The sequence below is a fragment of the Pseudomonas sp. SD17-1 genome (assembly GCF_029201585.1).
Lineage (GTDB): Bacteria > Pseudomonadota > Gammaproteobacteria > Pseudomonadales > Pseudomonadaceae > Aquipseudomonas > Aquipseudomonas palmensis.
Window position 1 is genome coordinate 2,546,428 of sequence record NZ_CP104044.1, and the last position, 16,564, is coordinate 2,562,991.

The window sequence follows — 16,564 nt, forward strand, 5'->3', positions numbered from 1 at the left end:
ACTCCATGCCGCCCCCGGCGTACCGGGGGCGGGCGTTGTCAGTCGTTGAGGTGGGCGACGGCGATCAGGTTGTGGAAGTGGGCGATGCCGTGCTCGCTCATGCCGCTGCGCTCACGGTCGGCCATGATCCGGCCCTGGCCACGGTAGCCGCGGGACTTGAGGCCCTTCTGCACGCTTTCGACCAGGCGCAGGTCCTCGGGGCGGAACACCTCGCGGTACCAGTCGATGAGTTTCTGCTGCTCTTCGGTGATGTCCTTGTTCAGGAAGTACACGTCGTAGTGCTGCAGGGTGGTTTCGGCGTCGACCGGGAACTCGTAGATCACGGTCATGAAGTTCGCGCCTGGCGGCACGTTGAACATGGTGCACGGCCATGCCCAGAAGCCGGCGAAGGAGGGGTCCTTGACGCTTTCGTCGAACTTGAACGACTGCTCCGACGGCTTGGCCAGGCCATATTGCAGGGTCCAGTTGCCGTAGGTGGTGTGGCTGTACTGGCCGACGTCCACCGAGTCGGAGAAGCCCGGGTGCGCCGGGGCGCAGTGGTAGCACTCCAGGTAGTTGTCGACGATGGACTTCCAGTTGGCCGGGGTATCGCTGACGAAACGTGCTGCCAGGTGCAGGTCGTCGATCACCGCGCAGGCCTGGCGCATGCGTGCCTGCAGGCCGGGCAGCTGGTCTTCGACGCTGCCGGCGTCCATGTCCATGTTGATGAAGATGAAGCCTGCGTACTCTTCCACGCGCAGCTGCACCAGGGTGGAGTTCTGCTTGTCGAAGTTGACCACGTTCTCGCAGTTGCGTGCGTGGGCCAGTTCGCCGTCGAGCTTGAAGGTCCAGGCGTGGTACGGGCAGGTGATCACGTTCTTGGCCTTGCCGCTGCCGCTGAGCAACTGGTGGCCACGGTGCGGGCACACGTTGTAGAAGGCGCGCAGCACGCTGTCGCGACCACGCACCACGATGATGCTCTCGCCGATGATCTCGCGGGTGATGTAGGCGTTGTTCTCGGCCACTTCGCTGCGATGACCCACGCAGATCCAGCTGCGCGCGAAGATGTTCTCTTTCTCGTGCTCGAACACCGCAGGCTGGGTGTAGAACTTGGCCGGAATGGTGAAGGCCTCGTCTGCGCTGGCGCAGAAATCGGCGGGCAGGCGTTTGAAGTCGTTCATTGCTATCTCCTCACGGGGGCGTCCAGCCAGGCCGGCGCACCGTTGTTCAATTGGCTTTTACTTATTGGTTTACGTGTATCTATTGGTTAACAGAGCAGGCAAAAAAAAGGACCGTCAGGCCTGCATCCGTGCAGGTGGGTCGGGGTCAGCGACTCAGCGGGCCGTCGCGGTTACCGGGGCCGCTGCGGGTTGTTCAACGGGTTCAGGCTGTTCGGGCTGCTCGCCGGCCAGGCGCGCGGCCTCTTCCTCGATGCGGTGGGCCGGCACGTGGCCGTAGTCCTGCAGCATCCACTTGAAGAAGCCGTAGATCTTGATCAGCAGAATCACCATGAACGGGATCGCGGTCAGCACCACGGCGGTCTTCATGGTCGACAGCGAGGCCTTGGCGAACAGCATGGCCAGCGGTACCAGGGTCAGCACCACGCACCAGAACAGACGGTGGGTGGGGGTGGGGTCGTCGCCTTCGCGCAGGTTGCGGGTACTGGTGGCCGCCACGGCATAGGCGGCAGCGTCCATGTGCGAGGCGCAGAACACCGCCATGATGAACAGGTACACGCCCAGGAACACCTTGCCCATCGGCAGTGCTGTCAGCAGGGCACTGACCGCCGATTCGCCGCCTTGCTCGCTGAGGATCTTCGGTACGTCGATGGCGCCGTTGATGAACTGGTGCATGCTGTAGCTTTCCAGCGCGCCAAAGAAGAACCAGCAGCCCACGCTGCCACCGGCGAGCAGGGCGAACACCACTTCCTTGAGCTGGCGCCCACGGGACACACGGGTCACGAACATGGCCACGCCCGGGGCATAGGACACCCACCACAGCCAGTAGAACACCGTCCAGTTGCGGGTGAACGCGCCGTCGCCGGCCGGGTCGGTGAACAGGCTCATGCGCACATAGTTCTGCACCATCAGGCCGATGGAGTTGGCGGTGTTGTTGATGGTGAACTGGGTCGGGCCCACCAGCAGCACCACGCCGGCGAACACCAGCGCGCCGATGCACACCATCTTGCTCAGGCGCTGCAGGCCGCCATCGATGCCGATGTAGGAACTGAGCGAGAACAGGATGGCCACTGCACCGATCACCATCAGTTGCACGGTGAAGGTGTCGGGGGTGCCGGCCAGGTCATGCAGGCCGCGGGTCAGGGTCGAGGCGGTGAGCGCCAGCGACACGGTCAGCGCGCCCATCATGGTCAGCAGGAAGATCAGGTCCACGGTGCGACCGATCGGGCCGGTGGCCTTGAAGCCGGTCACCGCCTCGACGATCGAGGCCAGGTTCAGGCCGCTCTTCTTGCGCACGTGGAAGTGATAGGCCATGGCCAGCGAGGCCAGGGCATAGATCGACCAGGCGCTGATGCCCCAGTGGAAGAACGAGTAGCTGACGCTGTATTCCAGCGCCTGGCTCGATTGCGCGGCAATGTTCAGACCAGGGGTCTGGTAGTAGTAGGCCCATTCCATCACGCCCCAGTACAAGGTCGAGGACCCCATGCCGGCACAGATGAACATGAACACCCAGGTGGGGGTGGAGTACTCGGGCTTGCCGCTGCCGAAGCGGATGTTGCCGTACTTGCTGAACGCCAGATACAGCACGGCCAGCGAACTGCCGAATACCAGCACCTGGACACTGGTGCCGAAGGTACGGGTGGCAATCTCGAACAACTGGTTGGCGGCCTGTTCGGCCTGGGAGGGAAACACGGCGAGGCCGATCACGGTGAGCAGCACGGCAATCAGGCTCACGGTAATCAGGAACACATCTATCTGTTTTTTATTCTTGTGCGACATCATCGTCTCCTGGACGTTGGCGTTCTTATCTGTACCCGGCAGGCAATCCGGGGGGTAGTGCGGTAAAGCGTCCTCCTTCTGTTAACTATAAGTTAACGACTATCTTTTGGTTAACAGATTCTGCCTAGAATCTTGTGGGCTCGCAAGAGGTGACGGGCCGGATTGTCTGGCAATTCAGACAACCGGCCCGTTGTTTCACCCTTCGATCAGCGCGGTGATGGCCTGGCCGACCTGTTGGGTGGACTTCTGCCCGCCCATGTCGCGGGTGGTGTCGCCGGCGGCGATCACGTGCTCGATGGCGCCGAGGATGTCGTCGTGGGCGGCGCGGTAGCGCGGGTCGGCGCCGTCATTGCCGAGGAACTCCAGCATCAGCGCCCCGGACCAGATCATCGCGATCGGGTTGGCGATGTTCTGGCCGAAGATATCCGGCGCCGAGCCGTGGACCGGTTCGAACAGCGACGGGAACCTGCGCTCGGGGTTGAGGTTGGCCGACGGTGCGATGCCGATGGTGCCGGCGCAGGCCGGGCCCAGGTCGGAGAGGATGTCGCCGAACAGGTTGGAAGCCACCACCACGTCGAAGCGGTCCGGCTGCAGCACGAAGCGTGCGCAGAGGATGTCGATGTGCTGCTTGTCCCAGCTGATCTCGGGGTAGTTGGCGGCCATCGCGGCGGTGCGCTCGTCCCAGTACGGCATGCTCACGGCCATGCCGTTGGACTTGGTGGCCGAGGTCACGTGCTTGCGCTCGCGGGTCTGCGCCACGTCGAAGGCATACTTGAGAATGCGGTCGACGCCGCGGCGGGTGAACACCGACTCCTGCAGCACGAACTCGTTTTCGGTGCCTTCGAACATGCGACCGCCCAGCGAGGAGTACTCGCCCTCGGTGTTCTCGCGGATCACCACGAAGTCGATGTCGCCCGGCTCGCGACCGGCCAGCGGGCAGGGTACGCCGGGGAACAGGCGCACCGGACGGATGTTCACGTACTGGTCGAAGTCGCGGCGGAACTTGAGCAGCGAGCCCCACAGCGAGATGTGGTCCGGCACCTTGTCGGGCCAGCCGACCGCACCGAAGTACAGCGCATCGAAGCCCTTGAGCTGCTCGAACCAGTCATCGGGCATCATCTTGCCGTGGGCCAGGTAATAGTCGCAGCTGGCCCACTCGAAGAATTCGAACTGGATGTCCAGGCCGTGCTTGCGCGCGGCGGCTTCGACCACGCGGATGCCCTCGGGCAGCACTTCGTTTCCGATACCGTCGCCGGGAATGGCGGCAATCTTGAAGGTCTTGGTCATGGCGGCTCACTCGTTGTTGTTTGGGAACAGGTGAGCGCATGCTATAAGCCTTTGGGTCAGAGATAATCTCGCCCAACATGAATTCTTTGTGCACATATCGTGAATAGTCTGCCCAACCTCGAAGACCTCAACATTTTTGTCCAGGTGGCCAAGCGCGCCAGCTTTGCCGCGGTGGCCGAGCAACTGGGCATGTCGGCCGCGTTCATCAGCAAGCGTGTGCGCCTGCTCGAGCAGCAGATGGGCGTGCGCCTGCTGCACCGCACCACGCGGCGGGTGTCGCTGAGCGAGGAGGGCGAGCGGGTCTACCAGTGGGCCTTGCAGATCTTCGAGACGGTGCAGCGCATGGGCGACGACATCAGCACCCAGCACCGCGTGCCGGTGGGCCAGTTGCGTATCGCCAGCAGCCTGGGCCTGGGCCGGCGCTTCGTGGCGCCGGCGCTGTCGGAGCTGGCCGAGCGCTACCCGCAGCTGGATATCCGCCTGGACGTGCACGACCGCCTGGTGGACCTGATCGAGGAGGGGGTAGACCTGGATATCCGCGTGGGCAACGTGATTGCCCCGCACCTGATCGCCAAGCCGCTGGCCCACAACCGGCGCGTGCTGTGCGCCGCACCGGGCTACCTGCAACGGCGCGGCACGCCGCGCCAACTGGCCGAGTTGAGCAGCCATGACTGTTTGGTGATCAAGGAGCGTGACCACCCGTTCGGCGTCTGGCAACTACAGGGGCCGCAGGGCGAGCAGAGCGTGCGGGTGACCGGCGGGCTGTCGACCAACCACGGCGAGGTGGCGCACCAATGGTGCCTGGACGGGCGGGGGATACTGCTGCGTTCGTACTGGGATGTGCACGACAGCCTGGCCGATGGCCGGCTGGTGCCGGTGCTGGAGGACTATCACCAGGCGGCGGACATCTGGGCGGTATACACCTCGCCCCTGGCCAGCTCGGCGAAAGTACGCGTGGCGGTCGAGTTCCTGCGCCAGTACTTCGCCGAGCGCTACAGCCTGCCGGTGCTGGGCTAGCCCTTGGCGGGCACGATCTTCTTGATGGTGCCGTTGGTGATTTCGATCAACACGTAGTTGTCCTGGATCTTGACCCACTGGCTGTCTTCGTCGGGCTGGCTCAAGCCCTTTTCCTTCCAGCCGCGCAGGGCCATGTCGTCGCGCTTGTAGAGGTCGGGGGCCTTGTCGTGCACCTTCAGCTCGCGGGTCGGGGACTCGGGGGCGACCACGCTGGGCTCGGCGGCCTGGGCCGGGAGCTGGACCAGGGCGACACTGCCGAGCAGGGCAAGGGTGGTGAACAGTTTGCGTGCAGTCATGCGGTACTCCTGATGGCTGGGGCTTGAAGAATCGGACTGCGCGCTGCTGCAAACATTCAATCGGCTGTACATCTGCGGCGTTGCCTTCGCTGGCAATGCCAGCTCCCACAGGGTTTTGTGAACGCCTGACACGGTTTCTGTGACACAACCCGCACCCCAGAGCCTTCGTCTGAACTTTTTGAAACGCCCGGGGTTCGAAAGGTCGCATTCGACCCCGAGTGCCTTTCACATAAATGGAGACTGAAAGTGATGTCCAAGCGATTCGGCAACCTGCTGCTCAAGACCTCGGCCCTGGCGGTACTGGCCGCCCCCCTGAGTGCACTGGCCGCAGCCCCCACCGACCCGATTGCAACCTTTGGTGTTCTCGGCGCCTACAACAAGTTCAAGCTCGAAGGCGGCAGCGAGTCCGATACCGACCGCATGGGTGAAGGCGGCCTGTTCTTCAACTTCGGCAACAAGCTCACCGCTGAATCCGGCTTCATCTACCAGGCCGGTGTCGACCTCAAGTACGGCGACCACAACGACACCAAGCTCAAGGAAGGCCAGGCCGACGTGGACCTGGGCTGGCGCGCCGCGATCGATGCGCGCAACTCGGTCGACCTGATCGTGGGCGGCGGCTACAACTGGTCGCGCTACGAGCTGGAATCCAACGGCTACGACATGAAGCTGACCGGTCGCACCCCCTTCGCCAAGGCCGCGCTGGGCTACAACCACCAGTTCGACGACATGACCCTGCGCCTGGAAGCCGGTGCACGCCGTTCGCTGGACAGCAAGGCCAAGCTGCATGTCGAAGACGTGGGCAACGACACCGTCGACCTCAAGGACCGTACCAACCCCTATGCCGAAGTCAGCCTGCTGATGAACCAGAAGGGCTCGATGCCGGTGATGGCCGGCCTGTACTACACCCGCACCGAGTACAAGCTGGACGAAGACTCGGAAGTGGCCGACAACATCAAGCTCAAGCGTGACGAGTTCGGCATCAAGGTCGGCCTTGCGTTCTAAGGGCTAGCGCCCGCGCTTGCGCGACACCACCGCCTCGATGTTCTTGCGCCCGATCAGCCTTGGCTGTTCGGGCGCAGTCATTTCACCCAGCCACTTGTACATCACCAGGCAGTCGACCAGGCCCAGGCGGGCATGCTGGTAGGCCCTGGGCAGGCGCCCGACGGTCTCGAAGCCCAGCGCGTGCCACAGCGCCACGGCCACCTCGTTGCTGGCCACCACCGAGTTGAACTGCATGGCCAGAAAGCCCTCGTTGCGTGCCAGGCGCTGGGAGTGCTCGCACATCAGCCGCGCCACGCCGCGCCCGCGGGCGGCCTCGGCGACCATGTAGCCGCAGTTGCTCACATGGCTGCCGGGGCCTGCGGCATTGGCCTTGAGGTAGTACGCGCCCAGCAACTGGCCCTCGTCCTCGACCACCAGCGTGTGCAGCGGCACCTCAAGCCACAGGTGCCGGGCCTGCTCCAGGCTCAGGTTCGGGTCGTAGGCGTAGGTCTCCCGCGCTGCGATCACGGCCTGGAAGGTGGGCCAGAAACGGTCGAAATCGGCGGCGGTCATCGGGCGGATCTGCAGCATGGGAATCCTTGGCGGGCGAAGGGGGCGGGTGGGGCGCCATTCTAAGGGATTGCGCCCCGACCGGCGCAATCAACTGAACGCTGGCGCCGGGGCGGGCTCCAAATTCGACCACTGGTTGCGGATACCCACACATGTCGAAAATCATCACCCAGCCCTTGCCCGTGCAATCGAGCGACGAAGACGACCCGTTGCTGTTCGGCTCGCCCAAGGAGCGCCTGGACTTCTACCGGCGCGAGATCCAGTACGAAACCAGCCTGCTGTCCAACCGGACCAACGCCTACCTCACGGCGCAGTCGTTCCTGGTGATCGCCTTTGCCTCGTCGATGGCCAACCTCAACCCCGAATGGGGCAAGCTGTTCACCCTGGTGGTGCCGTGCCTGATGGCGCTGCTTGGCATCGTCAGCTCGCTCAACGCCTGGCCGGGCATACGCGCGGCCTACCTGATCATCGATCACTGGCACTTCAAGCAGAGCAACCTGCTGCACAGCAAGCCGGCCATGGGCCTGGCCTACGACGAATCGCCGCTGTTCAACGAGCTGGAATCGAGCCACAAGGGCTTTTGCAAGTCGCTGCTGTTCTCCATGCGCACGCCCTGGCTGTTCATCGGCTTCTGGCTGCTGCTGGGCAGCTTCTGCCTGTACATCCAGTTCACCAACCCGGGTGGTTGAGGCCACCGTACAGGCCGGCTAGAGTGGCGGCTCATGCATTCACAGGGGAAGGGAACCCATGGAGTCGATCACCTTGCGCGCGGCCCGGGCCGGCGATGGGGCAGCGGTATTTGCGGTGACGCACCAGTCGATCACGCAATTGGCGGGTGGGCGCTATTCGGATGAGCAGTTGCGCGGCTGGATGGGCCAGCGAACCCATGAGGATTACGAGCGTTCCATTGCCAAGGGCTCGATGGTGGTGGCATGTCAGGGTGAGACGGTGGTCGGTTTTGTCGATGCTGAACCTGGCGAAGTCACGCGCCTGTTCGTGCTGCAGCAGGCGGCCGGCCAGCAACTGGGCAGCCGCCTGCTGGAGGCGGGCCTGGCCAAGGCCCGGGCGCCGGGTGTGGAGGTGATCAAGGTCGAGTCCACGCTCAATGCCGAGGGCTTCTATCAGCGTCACGGGTTTGTCGCCAAGGGGCGCGACTTCTTCTCCCACGGGGTGGGCGGCGACCCGATCGAGGTGGTGCTGATGGAGCGGCCTGCGCAGCCCTGAGCGCAGGCCCCGGGCCGGGTTACTCCCCGGCCTTGCCCACCGCATCCAGTGCGCGCGCCGAGTACACCAGGGCGGCGCCGGCGTTCATCGCCACGGCCACGCCCAGGGCCTCGGCGATTTCCTCACGGGTGGCGCCTTGCTTGACCGCCTGCGCCGAGTGCACGGCAATGCAGCCGTCGCAGCGGGTGGTCACCGCCACGGCCAGGGAGATCAGCTCGCGGGTTTTTGCGTCCAGGTGGTTGGTCTTGGCCCCGGCGCCGCTGGCGGTCATGTAGCCGTCGACCGTGCCGGGCGAGAGTTGCTTGAGGTCGCCGATACCGGCCATCAGCTGTTTGCGGTAGCCATCCCAGTCCATCATGCTCATCGTCTTCACCTTTTTGTGTTGCGACAAAATGAACAGTGAAGCTAGTTTTTTCGGCACTGGGGCGCCGTTGGTCGATGGTCGGGGTGGGGGCGTACTTTGGTAGGGGCCGTTTTGCCGCAAGGCCGGCCCCCACAGGCTCACGCGCCGCCTGCAGGAGCCGGCCTTGCCGGCGAAAGGGCCACCTCAGATATAGATGAACACCAGCAGCAACAGCGCCACCACTGCCCACTTCTCCAGGTAGTAGCGCAGCCGGTTGCGCTTCTTCAGCGCCTTGCCGCGCTCGCGGATCTTGTAGATGCGCGTGAACAGCCGGTTGATCCCGCCGGTCTTGTCGCCCGCATCGTTCGGCGCCGCAGCGGCGGCCATCACCTTGCGGCTGAACCAGCGGTTGAACGCCGTCGCCCAGCGGTACTTCAGCGGTCGCTCCACATCACAGAACAGGATGATGCGGTTGTGCTCGGTGTGGTTGGCCGCGTAGTGGATGTAGGTTTCGTCGAACATCACCGCCTCGCCGTCGCGCCAGTGGTAGTTCTCGCCGTCGACGCAGATATAGCAGGCCTCGTCGTTGGGCGTGTCCAGCCCCAGGTGGTAGCGGTAGGAGCCGGCATACGGGTCACGATGGCGCACAAGTTTGGAGCCCGGCGGCAGGGTGGCGAACATCGCCGCCTTGACCGTGCCGATGCCCTGCAGCAGTTCGGTGGTGCGTGGGCACAGCTTCATGGCCGACGGGTGGCTTTCGCCGTACCACTTCAGGTAGAAGCGCTTCCAGCCGCTCTTGAAGAACGAGTTGAAGCCGACGTCGTCATGGCTCTGCGAACTCTTGATTTCGCCCACGTGCAGCAGTTGCTGGGCTTCGGCACGAATTTCCTGCCAGTTGTCCTGCAACGGCTTGAGCTCGGGGAAGGCCTCCACCGGCAGGTAAGGCTTGGCCGGCAGCCGGGAGAACAGGTAGAGGAACACGTTGATCGGGGCCAGGAAGCTGGAGTGATCGCCCAGCTGGCGGGTGAGCTTGTGCCGCACGCGCCCGCGCAGGTGCACGTAGGCGATGGAGAAGACAAACAGTAGAACGAGAAAGATTTTCATGGTCGATTAACAGGTCGATGTGGCTATGCGCCATGGCATGAGCAGGCCAGCATAAACAATCAACCGCGTGCTTTGTACATATTGTTACGTTTTGGGGTGCCGACCTTTGGCTAGGTCGGCGGTCGTTCGGCAGGCATCAGGACGGTTGGTGGCGCCACACCGGCTGGCCATGGGCATCCAGTGCCCAGTGCGCCAGCCCGGCCTGCAGGCGTACACCGCCTACCCAGCGTTCGGGGGCCGCCTGGTCCAGCCAGTAGGCGTCGCCTGCCAGTACCCGCTGGCCCAGGGCCGTGAGGGTCAGGCTGCGTTGCGGCCAGGGCAGGTGAACGTCCGCTTCGATCAGCAACGGCGTGGGCGCATCGATCAGCGGGCGCATCAGCGCATGGAACATCTGGTCGCCCAGGTACGGCAGTGGCTCGCGCCTGCCCATGAGCTCTGCGAACACCCGGCCGAACGCCAGGCTGCCGGCCTCGGCGACGATGCCCAGGGCCAGGCGCTCGGTCAGCGACAGGCCGTCGGCCAGCCCCGGCAGTTCCTGCAACTGGCGCAGCAATGCCGGCGCCAGCAAGGGCAGTGCCGGGCTTGGCGCATGGGCCAGCTGCGCCCAGGCCAGTGGCGAGGGCGCGCAGTACGCCGCCCAGGCACGCCGGGCCAGCGCCAGCGCTGCCTCGTCCAGCCGCCGACGCTGGGGCCACAGCCAGGCCAGCAGGTCCGGCGCGAGCTGGCCGATGCCGATGAAACGCTGCACCCCCGGCACCTGGCTGATCTCGATCAGTTCCAGGCACTCGGGCAACTGCTCGATGCCCGCCAGCACGCGGATCAGGAACAGCTGGTCATAGGCATCCGCCTCGCACCACAGCACGGCATGCGGGCACCCGTCGAGCTGCGCCAGGGCGGCGTACTCCTCGGCACTGCGCCGCGCCACGTCGGCTTCTGGCATGCCGAACACGCGGCTGATGTAGTCGTTGCGCAGGGCGAGCAACGGTTGCGCCGGCAGTGCCGGTACCGGGCCCATGCACAGCGGGTCGATGAAGGTATGGAAGGCTCCCTTGAAACCGGCCAGGCGCAGGGTATGGGCGATGTCGTTGCCGCACCGCCAATGCACGCTGCGGGCTTCGTCGTCGGCTTCGAAGCCGGGGTTGCGTGCGGCAAAGTCGATGGCGTCGACATGCGCCTTGAGCCTTGGCCAGCTGGCAAAGCCCAGCTCCTGCGCGATCAGCCACTGCGCATCGGCCAGGCGTGGGGCGCGGCTGTGGGGCAGGGGCTTGAAGTGCGCCGGCGCAGTGCCGGCCAGCAGGTGCCTGAGCAGGGTCTTGGCGCGTTTGCGCTGGTGTTCGAGGTTGATTCTGCCGTCATGGCAGATGTGCGGGGGCAGGGCGGCGAGCATACGATCTCCTGGGTCGGGCCTTGTCCGCTTGCAGGCCGGGAGTCGTATCGACGAATGAGGCTGTTCTGTACCGGGGCGTGGCCCTTTGCGCGGACGGCAGGCGCGGAGAACGCCAGGGCGTGACTATAGCGAAGCCCGCCGGCAGCGACAACGGGCAACCGGCGTGAGCGCACGATGCGGGAGAAATCGTGCCCTCGCCGTGCAGCAGGAGTACCCTGTCGCCTTCGCTCATTCTGGAACCCACTGGGCAAGGACCTTATGCCGATACTCCCTTCCAACAGCGATTTCATGCAACTGGCCCTGATCGAGGGGCGCCGTGCCTTGCCGGCGTGCCGGCCCAACCCGCCGGTGGGCTGCGTGATGGTCCGCGATCACCAGGTGATCAGCCAGGGCCACACCCAACCGCCGGGGCAGCCCCATGCCGAGGCCATGGCGTTGGCGAAATTGCCGGAAGGGGGCCGGGGTGTGACAGCGTATGTGACCCTGGAGCCCTGTTCGTTCCAGGGGCGCACCCCGTCGTGTGCCCTGGCGTTGATCGACAAGGGGGTGGAGCGGGTGTTCGTCGGCATGCTCGACCCGGACCCGCGCAATGCCGGGGCCGGGGTTCGCCTGTTGCGCCAGGCCGGTGTCGAGGTGATCGTCGGGCTGCTGGCCGAAGAGGTCTCCAGGGACCTGCGCACCTACCTGCTGGCCGAGGCCTGAGGCGCCCCACCCACTCCAGCCGCCGGCCTTGCCGGCGAAGGCGCGCCCGCAACCTGGCATGCATAGCCTCATCGCTATGTATTTTTGTATATTGCGAGGGTCTTTCCCCGAAGTGCCATCGCCATGTCCAGCATTCGTCAACGCAACCAGCAGATGATTCTCGAGGCCGCCAGCGAGGAATTCGCCAGCAAGGGCTACAACGCCGCCCAGACCCGCGACATCGCGGCCCGCGCCGGCGTGCCCAAGGCCAACCTGTACTACTACTTCCAGACCAAGGAAAACCTCTACACCCGGGTGCTGATGGCCTTTCTGGAACCCTTGCTCGCGGCCTCCGCCGTGTTGCGCGCCAGCGATGACCCGCAGGTGGCGCTGCCGGCCTACATCCAGGCGCGCATCCGCATCGTGCGTGACCACCCGTACACCTCCAACGTGTTCAGCAGCGAGCTGCTGCATGGGGCCAAGCAACTGCCCGGGGTGTGCCGCGACCTGCTGCGCGCCGAGGCGCAGCTCAACGTGCACTGCCTGAACAGCTGGATCAAACGCGGCCTGATCGCCCCGGTCGACCCGCAACACCTGATGCTGTTCATCTGGTCGGCCACCCGCACCTACACCAATTTCGGCTGGCGCATGGCCCAGCTCACGGGCGTGCATGCGCCCCAGGGCGACGACTACGCGCTGGCGGCCGCCACCATCACCCGCCTGGTGCTGCAGGGCGCCACGCCTGGCATGCCGGCGCCGCGCCCCATGCGGCCGACCAACTAGAAACAATCCTGCATTTTTTTGTACACGAAACTGTATTAAAGATTTTCACCTCCCCAGCCGAAACAGCGGTGATAGCAAATTGCCAGAACTCACGCTGCACGGGTGACTGGCGCCTCATGCCCGGGGAGGGTGAAGCGCGCGATGAATATAAAAAACAAGCTGGTCCTTGCGTTTGTACTGGTGGCTTTCATCCCGGTGACGGTGGTCGCGGTGGTCAGCGTGATGAACATCCGCACCCAGGCGGTTGAACAGTTCATCGATGGCAGTACCCGGGAAATACGCCAGATCGACGGCAACATGCGCCAGTTCTTCGACGGGATGCAGCAGAACGTCGATCAGATGTCGGCCGATCCTGTATACAGCGCTGTGCAGACGCTCAAGGACTACCGCGCTGCCGACGCCGCCAGCCAGCCCCTGCCAGCGCCGGCCCAGGGGGTGATCGATGCCTTTGCACGCTTTGGCGCCACCCACCCGGCGGCGGCCATCCTGTCCATCGGCCTGGAAGACGGCACCTACGCCAAGTGGCCGGATGACCCGCAACTGGCCAACTACGACCCGCGCCAGCGCCCCTGGTACAAGGCCGCAATGGCCAGCCCCGGCAAGACCGTGCGCACCCCGGCCTATTACTACGACAAGGACGACGTGGCCCTGGTGGGCACCGCCCGGGCCATGCTCGACAGCGCCGGCAAGCCCCGCGGCGTGTTCGTGGTCAGCGTCTCGCTGAAGAACCTCACCGAACTGGTCAAGAGCATCAAGCTGGGTCAAAGCGGCTACGTGATGCTGATCGAGGACGGTGTGGTGCTGGTCGACCCGCGCGACGACGGGCACAGCTTCAAGCCGCTCAAGGACCTGGGCGAGCCCTACGCCAGGCTCGCGGCCACCGAACAGGGGGCTGCCGACGTCGAGATCGACGGGGTTCGCTACATGGCCAACGTATGGACCTCCCCAGGCCTGGGCTGGCGCTTCGTGGGCCTGATCGAGCAGCGCGAAGTGATGGGCGCCGCCACGCGCATGACCTACCTGGCCGGGATCATCGTGGTGGTGCTGGCGATCTTCTTCGCGCTGATCGGCGCCGCGTTCGCCCGGGTGATCGTCAAGCCCATCGGCCAGGTCAGCACGGGCCTGCAGTCGATCGCCGAGGGCGAGGGCGACCTGCGCCGCGACCTGGTTGTGCAGGGCAAGGACGAAACCGCCGAGCTGGCCGGCTGGTTCAACCGGTTTCTGGCGGCCATCCGCCAGTTGATCCAGCGCATCGGCGCAGCCTCCACCAACCTGCACGACGCCTCGCAGGTCAACAGCGAAGTGGCCACCAACATGAACCAGGCGGCCGGGCGCCAGCGTGAAGCGGTGGAGCTGGTTTCCACCGCATTCAACGAAATGGTCGCCACCGCCAACGAGGTGGCCCGCTCGTGCAGCAACGCCGCCGATTCCGCCGAAAGCGGGCATCGCCGGGTGGCCGAAGGCAAGCAGCAGATCGAGCTGACCACCGAGAACGTCAACCGCCTGGGCAACCGCCTGAGCGAGTCGTCCCAGGCCATGGTCGAGCTGGAGGAGGGCAGCCGCAGCATCAACCAGATCCTGGGCACCATTCGCGCCATCGCCGAGCAGACCAACCTGCTGGCGCTCAATGCCGCCATCGAGGCCGCCCGCGCCGGCGACCAGGGCCGCGGCTTTGCCGTGGTGGCGGACGAGGTGCGCGCGCTGGCCAAGCGCACCGCCGACTCCACCGGCGAAATCGACCAGTTGCTCGGTACCCTCGCCAGCAAGACCCAGGAGGTATCGCAGAAGATGCAAAGCTGCCAGGACCTGTCCCGGGCCAGTGTCACCTCCATCGAAAGCGCGCGCGACAGCTTCGAGGGCATCCAGCTGTCGGTCAACGAGATCCGCGACCAGAACCTGCAGATCTCGGCCGCCGCCGAGGAGCAGCACAGCGTGGCCGAGGAGATCAACCGGCATATCCAGCAGATCTACGACGAAGCGCGCCTGGTCGAAAGCCTGGCCAGCTCGGCGCAGGAGGACTCCGGACGGCTGTCCACGCTGTCGGCCGAATTGAACGCACTGGTGGGCCGCTTCAAGTCCTGACCACCGACAACGTTACAATTAATGTCAATGTGATATCATGGCTTCACTGCCGCCGAGTGATCCCGCCGGCAGTGGAGCAAGCACTCATAAAGAACACTGCCCTCCCGCTTCACCGCCTTGCCTGCAGAACCTGACCGCGCCGCCTGTCCCGGCGCGGGTTGTACTTTTGCAGCCACAAGGAACACCCCATGCTTCTGCGCTCCCTCAACATTTCCCTGCGCGCCGGCCTCAGCTTCGCGCTGATTGCCCTGCTGGCGATGGCCCTTGGCGGCCTGTCGCTGCTGGAAATGCGTCGAATGAACGAACAGTCCAACCAGGTCGACCAGAACTGGCGGCCCTCGATTGTCGCGGCCAATGGCGTAGCGCTGACCAGCACCCAGATCCGCACCCTGACCCTGCGCCTGCTGGTACTGCGCGACGGCGACGACCTGCAGGACCTGATCACGCGTCTGCACCAGCTCGAAGCGCAGCTGGACACCCAGGAGGCGACCTATGCCGGGCTGATCACCCTGGCGCAGGAACAGGCCGCGTTCGCCCGCTACCAGCAGGCCAAGACGCGCTACCTTGCCGATCAGCACAAGGTCGTCCAATTACTGCAGCAGGGGCGCAAGGACGACGCCATCGCGCTGGTGGACGCCGGCCCGTACCTGACCAATGCCGACGGCATGCTCACCGACCTGCTCGAAATCATTGCGCTCAACGACAAGGGCGGGGAGCAGGCGGCCCGACGCAGCACCGAGGTATTCCATGGCGCCATCAGCCTGGTGCTGGCGATTCTGGCCGTGGTGCTGGCTTTGACCGTGGCGCTTGCAGTGCTGCTCACGCGCAGCATCGTGCGCCCGCTGGGCGAAGCCGTGGGCATTGCCCAGACCATCGCCGGTGGCGACCTGTGCGACGAGATCAGCATCAGCGGCAAGGATGAGCCGGCGCGTCTGCTGCTGGCGCTGCGCGACATGCAGGGCAGCCTGCGCGGCACGCTGCAGAAAATTGCCAGTTCCTCCAGCCAGCTGGCCTCGGCCGCCGAAGAGCTGCAGGCTGCCACCGACGACTCCAATCGCGCGCTGCAGCAGCAGAACGACGAAGTGGAGCAGGCGGCCACGGCGGTGAACGAGATGACGGCGGCCGTGGAGGAGGTGGCCCGCAACGCCGTGAGCACCTCCGAGGCTTCGCGCCAGACCGACGAGACCGCCCACCACGGCCGCGAGCAGGTGCAGCGCACCGTCGACTCCATCGGCCAGCTCACAGACGACGTGACCCACACCTGCGAGCAGGTCGAGCACCTGGCGGGCGATGTACGCAACATCGGCCAGGTGCTGGAAGTGATCCGCGCGATTGCCGAACAGACCAACCTGCTGGCCCTCAACGCCGCCATCGAGGCGGCCCGGGCCGGGGATGCCGGGCGCGGCTTCGCCGTGGTGGCCGACGAGGTTCGGGCGCTGGCGCACCGCACCCAGCAGTCCACCCAGGAGATCGAGACCATGATCGGGACCATCGAGCAGGGCACCGGCACGGCGGTCACGGCAATGCGCAACAGCAACCAGCGCGCCCACGCCACCCTGGAAGTGGCGCAGCTGTGCGGTCACGCCCTGGACGAGATCACCCAGGCCATTACCGGCATCAACGAGCGCAACCTGGTGATCGCCAGCGCCAGTGAGGAGCAGGCCCAGGTGGCCCGCGAGGTGGACCGCAACCTGGTCAACATCCGTGACCTGTCGATCCAGACCGCGGCCGGTGCACGCCAGAGCAATGCCGCCAGCCAGGCGCTGGCAGGCCTTGCGGTCGACCTCAACCTGCTGGTGACCCAGTTCAAGGTCTAGCAGTAGCCACCATCACGTAGCGCCCCCGGGTCCCCTGCCTTAGACTCAGGGGCTTG

Annotated in this window: 16 protein-coding genes; 8 read left to right on the plus strand and 8 right to left on the minus strand. The window is 65.1% G+C overall.

Features of this window, described 5'->3' with window-relative positions; genetic code table 11:
* Positions 1–38 precede the first annotated feature (38 nt).
* The 3 genes from N0B28_RS11540 to N0B28_RS11550 form a co-directional block, all read right to left on the minus strand.
* On the minus strand, positions 39–1,160 hold the full coding sequence (locus N0B28_RS11540) for a ring-hydroxylating oxygenase subunit alpha (RefSeq protein ID WP_043863952.1): 1,122 nt from the start codon (positions 1,158–1,160) through the stop codon (positions 39–41).
* A 153-nt stretch (positions 1,161–1,313) separates the two neighbouring features.
* On the minus strand, positions 1,314–2,936 hold the full coding sequence (locus N0B28_RS11545; RefSeq protein WP_043863951.1) for a BCCT family transporter: 1,623 nt from the start codon (positions 2,934–2,936) through the stop codon (positions 1,314–1,316).
* Positions 2,937–3,131: 195 nt separating this feature from the next.
* Positions 3,132–4,223, minus strand: coding sequence for a tartrate dehydrogenase (locus N0B28_RS11550; protein ID WP_254999829.1), 1,092 nt, complete (start codon positions 4,221–4,223; stop codon positions 3,132–3,134).
* A gap of 99 nt (positions 4,224–4,322) precedes the next feature.
* On the opposite strand from N0B28_RS11550, the gene N0B28_RS11555 reads away from it, so the two are divergent.
* A complete protein-coding gene (locus N0B28_RS11555) occupies positions 4,323–5,240 on the plus strand; it encodes a LysR substrate-binding domain-containing protein (RefSeq protein WP_054914402.1) in 918 nt (305 codons plus the stop codon).
* Here the strand turns inward: N0B28_RS11555 and N0B28_RS11560 are convergent.
* On the minus strand, positions 5,237–5,536 hold the full coding sequence (locus N0B28_RS11560; RefSeq protein WP_043863948.1) for an RcnB family protein: 300 nt from the start codon (positions 5,534–5,536) through the stop codon (positions 5,237–5,239). The genes N0B28_RS11555 and N0B28_RS11560 overlap by 4 nt on opposite strands.
* 249 nt (positions 5,537–5,785) lie before the next feature.
* Here N0B28_RS11560 and N0B28_RS11565 point away from each other — a divergent pair, with 249 nt between their 5' ends.
* Positions 5,786–6,538, plus strand: coding sequence for an outer membrane beta-barrel protein (locus tag N0B28_RS11565; RefSeq protein WP_043863947.1), 753 nt, complete (start codon positions 5,786–5,788; stop codon positions 6,536–6,538).
* A 3-nt stretch (positions 6,539–6,541) separates the two neighbouring features.
* On the opposite strand, the gene N0B28_RS11570 is transcribed toward N0B28_RS11565, so the two are convergent.
* A complete protein-coding gene (locus N0B28_RS11570) occupies positions 6,542–7,108 on the minus strand; it encodes an N-acetyltransferase (protein ID WP_043863946.1) in 567 nt (188 codons plus the stop codon).
* A 131-nt stretch (positions 7,109–7,239) separates the two neighbouring features.
* Between N0B28_RS11570 and N0B28_RS11575 the strand changes: the two genes are divergently transcribed.
* Entirely contained in the window at positions 7,240–7,776 is a 537-nt protein-coding gene (locus N0B28_RS11575; protein WP_043860251.1) for a hypothetical protein, read from the plus strand.
* Between the two features lie 58 nt (positions 7,777–7,834).
* Positions 7,835–8,311, plus strand: coding sequence for a GNAT family N-acetyltransferase (locus N0B28_RS11580; RefSeq protein ID WP_043860250.1), 477 nt, complete (start codon positions 7,835–7,837; stop codon positions 8,309–8,311).
* A 19-nt stretch (positions 8,312–8,330) separates the two neighbouring features.
* Here N0B28_RS11580 and N0B28_RS11585 read toward each other — a convergent pair whose 3' ends face one another.
* From N0B28_RS11585 to N0B28_RS11595, 3 genes are all read right to left on the minus strand, one after another.
* Positions 8,331–8,675 carry a carboxymuconolactone decarboxylase family protein gene (locus N0B28_RS11585; RefSeq protein WP_078481264.1) on the minus strand — a complete coding sequence of 115 codons (345 nt, stop codon included), beginning with the start codon at positions 8,673–8,675 and terminating at the stop codon, positions 8,331–8,333.
* Positions 8,676–8,858: 183 nt separating this feature from the next.
* Positions 8,859–9,758 carry a lipid A hydroxylase LpxO gene (gene lpxO / locus N0B28_RS11590; protein WP_043860248.1) on the minus strand — a complete coding sequence of 300 codons (900 nt, stop codon included), beginning with the start codon at positions 9,756–9,758 and terminating at the stop codon, positions 8,859–8,861.
* Positions 9,759–9,894: 136 nt separating this feature from the next.
* Positions 9,895–11,145 carry a DUF1835 domain-containing protein gene (locus N0B28_RS11595; RefSeq protein ID WP_058540276.1) on the minus strand — a complete coding sequence of 417 codons (1,251 nt, stop codon included), beginning with the start codon at positions 11,143–11,145 and terminating at the stop codon, positions 9,895–9,897.
* 258 nt (positions 11,146–11,403) lie between these two features.
* Here N0B28_RS11595 and N0B28_RS11600 point away from each other — a divergent pair, with 258 nt between their 5' ends.
* The 4 genes from N0B28_RS11600 (at position 11,404) to N0B28_RS11615 (ending at position 16,508) form a co-directional block, all read left to right on the plus strand.
* Positions 11,404–11,847 carry a bifunctional diaminohydroxyphosphoribosylaminopyrimidine deaminase/5-amino-6-(5-phosphoribosylamino)uracil reductase RibD gene (locus N0B28_RS11600; RefSeq protein WP_043860246.1) on the plus strand — a complete coding sequence of 148 codons (444 nt, stop codon included), beginning with the start codon at positions 11,404–11,406 and terminating at the stop codon, positions 11,845–11,847.
* 123 nt (positions 11,848–11,970) lie between these two features.
* On the plus strand, positions 11,971–12,609 hold the full coding sequence (locus tag N0B28_RS11605) for a TetR/AcrR family transcriptional regulator (RefSeq protein WP_254999813.1): 639 nt from the start codon (positions 11,971–11,973) through the stop codon (positions 12,607–12,609).
* 141 nt (positions 12,610–12,750) lie between these two features.
* Complete coding sequence (locus tag N0B28_RS11610) at positions 12,751–14,691, plus strand: methyl-accepting chemotaxis protein (RefSeq protein WP_100632686.1); 1,941 nt, start codon at positions 12,751–12,753, stop codon at positions 14,689–14,691.
* Positions 14,692–14,879: 188 nt separating this feature from the next.
* Entirely contained in the window at positions 14,880–16,508 is a 1,629-nt protein-coding gene (locus N0B28_RS11615) for a methyl-accepting chemotaxis protein (protein ID WP_275731870.1), read from the plus strand.
* Positions 16,509–16,564 lie beyond the last annotated feature (56 nt).

Bases quoted from the DNA above. Each gene is read 5' to 3' on its own strand.
- N0B28_RS11540 (WP_043863952.1), bottom strand. From the start codon at position 1,160: ATGAACGACTTCAAACGCCTGCCCGCCGATTTCTGCGCCAGCGCAGAC.
- N0B28_RS11545 (WP_043863951.1), bottom strand. From the start codon at position 2,936: ATGTCGCACAAGAATAAAAAACAGATAGATGTGTTCCTGATTACCGTG.
- N0B28_RS11550 (WP_254999829.1), bottom strand. From the start codon at position 4,223: ATGACCAAGACCTTCAAGATTGCCGCCATTCCCGGCGACGGTATCGGA.
- N0B28_RS11560 (WP_043863948.1), bottom strand. From the start codon at position 5,536: ATGACTGCACGCAAACTGTTCACCACCCTTGCCCTGCTCGGCAGTGTC.
- N0B28_RS11565 (WP_043863947.1), top strand. From the start codon at position 5,786: ATGTCCAAGCGATTCGGCAACCTGCTGCTCAAGACCTCGGCCCTGGCG.
- N0B28_RS11570 (WP_043863946.1), bottom strand. From the start codon at position 7,108: ATGCTGCAGATCCGCCCGATGACCGCCGCCGATTTCGACCGTTTCTGG.
- N0B28_RS11575 (WP_043860251.1), top strand. From the start codon at position 7,240: ATGTCGAAAATCATCACCCAGCCCTTGCCCGTGCAATCGAGCGACGAA.
- N0B28_RS11580 (WP_043860250.1), top strand. From the start codon at position 7,835: ATGGAGTCGATCACCTTGCGCGCGGCCCGGGCCGGCGATGGGGCAGCG.
- N0B28_RS11585 (WP_078481264.1), bottom strand. From the start codon at position 8,675: ATGAGCATGATGGACTGGGATGGCTACCGCAAACAGCTGATGGCCGGT.
- lpxO (WP_043860248.1), bottom strand. From the start codon at position 9,758: ATGAAAATCTTTCTCGTTCTACTGTTTGTCTTCTCCATCGCCTACGTG.
- N0B28_RS11595 (WP_058540276.1), bottom strand. From the start codon at position 11,145: ATGCTCGCCGCCCTGCCCCCGCACATCTGCCATGACGGCAGAATCAAC.
- N0B28_RS11600 (WP_043860246.1), top strand. From the start codon at position 11,404: ATGCCGATACTCCCTTCCAACAGCGATTTCATGCAACTGGCCCTGATC.
- N0B28_RS11605 (WP_254999813.1), top strand. From the start codon at position 11,971: ATGTCCAGCATTCGTCAACGCAACCAGCAGATGATTCTCGAGGCCGCC.
- N0B28_RS11610 (WP_100632686.1), top strand. From the start codon at position 12,751: ATGAATATAAAAAACAAGCTGGTCCTTGCGTTTGTACTGGTGGCTTTC.
- N0B28_RS11615 (WP_275731870.1), top strand. From the start codon at position 14,880: ATGCTTCTGCGCTCCCTCAACATTTCCCTGCGCGCCGGCCTCAGCTTC.